The sequence below is a fragment of the Phyllobacterium sp. P5_D12 genome, assembly GCF_054049495.1.
The window spans coordinates 1-3,383 of the sequence record NZ_JBFUMG010000485.1 but is presented as its reverse complement, the minus strand read 5'-3'; the positions used below and the strand labels follow the sequence as shown (position 1 = coordinate 3,383).

Sequence of the window (3,383 nt, the reverse complement as noted above, 5' to 3'; positions counted from 1 at the left end):
ATCGCAGGCACGCCCTTGACGGTCGTATTCAGCGACGGCGTCGATGTCCGCATAAGCCCGGGTTATTAGAGCCTGGTATCAGCTGTTGACGAGGGTCCGGATGCCGTCCGCCACGAACTGGACTGCGAGGGCGGCGAGAATTACGCCGAGCAGTCTGGTCAATATCGAACGGCCTGTTTCGCCAAGAAAACCGTCGATCCGCTCGGCAAGGAAAAACACAGCATAGCAAGAGGCTATGCAGATCAGGATGATGCCGATCAACGCCAGTCGCGATGTGGCACTTGAAAGCGTTCCAGCCAGAAGAATGGTTGCGGAAATCGCACCTGGACCGGCAATCAACGGTATCGCCAAAGGAAAGGCGGCAATGTTACGGATGTGATCCTTTGTAATCGCAACCTCCGCACTTCTCTCCTTGCGCTCGTTACGCCGCTCAAAGATCATTTCGAAGGCTATCCAGAAGAGAAGCAGACCACCTGCAATGCGGAAAGCGCCGAGCGTAATGCCGAAGAGGGCAAGTATCTGTGCACCGGCAACTGCAAAAACGGTGAGAACGATAAATGCCGTGAGGCTGGACCGGAGGGCAACCTGACTTCGTTCCGCCCGGTTCATGCCCGTCGTCAGGGCCAGAAACAATGGTGCGAGACCGGGCGGATCGATCGTTACCATGAGCGTCACAAAGGCATTGAGAATGGTGTCTGAGTACGCCACGATTTTGCTTTTCTTTTCTGTTTAAAGCCGCACCAACCCAACTGTTATCCCGGATTCAACCTACCGGATTCGCTATCCAACGTCGAGAAACATGCGATTCAGACCAGAAGTTTTTCACCGCATGAGAAATGCCATTTTATCCCATTGATTTCGAAGGGTTTTCAGCTGTGTATTAACGTGCCGTTTATTGGCTTTTGGCTTGAAAAGCCTCTATAAGATCAAAGATTGATTCTATCCGAAAGATGAGTGCCTCGTGTCTGATTTAACTCCACCTCCTGGCTCCGAAGACGATAAATCCGGACCGTCCTTCGGGATCGAGCCGATTTCCATCATCGAGGAAATGCAGCGCTCCTATCTCGACTACGCGATGAGCGTGATCGTTAGCCGTGCGCTGCCTGACGTGCGCGACGGCCTGAAGCCTGTGCATCGACGCATACTGCATGCGATGAACGAGATGGGTCTGTCGTGGAACCGGTCCTATCGCAAGTCGGCAGGTGTCGTCGGTGAAGTGATGGGTAAATACCATCCGCATGGCGACGCCTCGATCTATGATGCGCTCGTCCGCATGGCGCAGGACTGGTCGCTGCGTGATCCTTTGGTCGACGGCCAGGGCAATTTCGGTTCGATCGATGGCGATTCCCCCGCAGCGATGCGGTACACGGAGTGCCGGCTTGAGAAGGTCACGGAGTCGCTGCTCTCCGATATCGACAAGGAAACTGTCGATTTCCAGGACAATTACGATGGCCGCGAGCAGGAACCGACTGTACTACCGGCGCGCTTCCCCAATCTTCTCGTCAATGGTTCTGGCGGCATTGCCGTCGGCATGGCGACGAACGTGCCTCCGCACAATCTGGCCGAGGTCATCAACGGTTGCATAGCGCTGATCGACAATCCGGCGATCGAACTGCCGGAAATGATGGAACATATTCCAGGTCCGGATTTTCCGACAGGGGGGCTGATCCTTGGCCGATCCGGTATTTACTCGGCTTACAGTACGGGCCGCGGCTCGATCCTGATGCGTGGCAAGGTCGCCGTCGAAAGCATGCGCGGTGACCGTGAGGCCATCATCATCACCGAGGTGCCTTATCAGGTAAACAAGGCGACGATGATCGAGAAGATGGCCGATCTGGTGCGTGAAAAGCGCATCGAAGGCATTTCCGACATCCGCGATGAATCCGATCGCGATGGCTATCGTGTTGTGGTTGAACTGAAGCGCGATGCCGTCACTGACGTGATTATCAACCAGCTTTATCGTTTCACCCCACTGCAGTCGTCTTTCGGCGCCAACATGGTGGCGCTCAACGGCGGCAAGCCGGGACTTCTCAACCTTCTCGACATTTTGCGGGCTTTCGTCAGCTTCCGCGAGGAAGTCGTCAGCCGCCGGACCAAATTCCTGCTGCGCAAGGCACGTGACCGCGCCCATGTATTGGTTGGTCTTGCGATTGCCGTCGCCAATATCGACGAGATCATTGCACTGATCCGCCGGGCGCCGGATCCGCAGACGGCGCGTGACCAGTTGATGGAACGCCGGTGGCCTGCGAGTGACGTCGCGCCGTTGATCCAGTTGATTGCGGATCCGCGTCACAAGCTCAACGACGACAACACCTACAATTTGTCGGAAGAGCAGGCGCGGGCTATTCTCGATCTGCGCCTGCAGCGCCTTACAGCACTAGGACGCGATGAAATCGCCGATGAGCTCAATAAGATCGGTGTCGAAATTGCCGACTACCTTGAGATCCTGGCATCGCGTCTGCGGATCATGGGCATCGTCAAGGACGAACTCATTGCCATTCGCGATGAATTCGGCACACCGCGCCGCTCGGTATTGACCGATGGCGGCGCCGACATGGACGATGAAGACCTCATCGCCCGTGAAGACATGGTCGTGACCGTCAGCCACGCCGGCTATATCAAGCGTGTTCCGCTGGCGACCTATCGCGCACAGCGCCGCGGCGGCAAGGGTCGCTCAGGCGTTTCGATGAAGGACGAGGATTTCGTCACACGACTCTTCGTCGCCAACACGCACACGCCGATGCTGTTCTTCTCTTCGCGCGGTATCGTCTACAAGGAAAAGGTCTGGCGCCTGCCCATCGGCACGCCGCAATCGCGCGGCAAGGCCCTGATCAACATGCTGCCGCTCGAACAGGGCGAACGCATCACCACGATCATGCCGCTGCCGGAGGACGAGGCAAGCTGGGCCAATCTCGACGTGATGTTTGCCACAACGCGGGGGACGGTGCGCCGCAACAAGCTGTCCGATTTCGTTCAGGTCAATCGCAATGGCAAGATCGCGATGAAGCTGGAAGACGAGGGCGACGAAATCCTCAGTGTCGATACATGTGATGAATTCGATGACGTGTTGCTGACTGCCGCCGGTGGCCAGTGCATTCGCTTCCCGGTAACTGACGTACGCGTGTTCGTCGGTCGCAACTCAATCGGTGTTCGCGGTATTTCGCTGGCTCCAGGCGATAACWTCATTTCGATGGCTATCCTTGGACACGTCGAGGCAAGTCCTGCCGAACGCTCAGCGTATTTGAAGCAAGCTGCTGCCGATCGACGCGCACAGGGTGCGGACGACGCGGAAGAGGTGGCACTCGTTGGTGAGGAAGCGACGGACGTTGCGGACTTGTCGCCGGAACGCTATTCCGAACTGCGTGATCGCGAGCAGACTGTTC

General features: G+C 56.9%; 2 protein-coding genes. One reads left to right on the top strand and one right to left on the bottom strand.

What is annotated here, in order from left to right:
* Positions 1 to 78: 78 nt before the first annotated feature.
* Positions 79 to 708 carry a MarC family protein gene (locus tag ACXJ5O_RS22225; RefSeq protein WP_112526950.1) on the bottom strand — a complete coding sequence of 210 codons (630 nt, stop codon included), beginning with the start codon at positions 706 to 708 and terminating at the stop codon, positions 79 to 81.
* Between the two features lie 340 nt (positions 709 to 1,048).
* Here ACXJ5O_RS22225 and gyrA point away from each other — a divergent pair.
* Positions 1,049 to 3,383, top strand: a 2,335-nt coding sequence (gene gyrA, locus ACXJ5O_RS22220; protein WP_457301789.1) for a DNA gyrase subunit A, incomplete at its 3' end; no start/stop codon positions are given.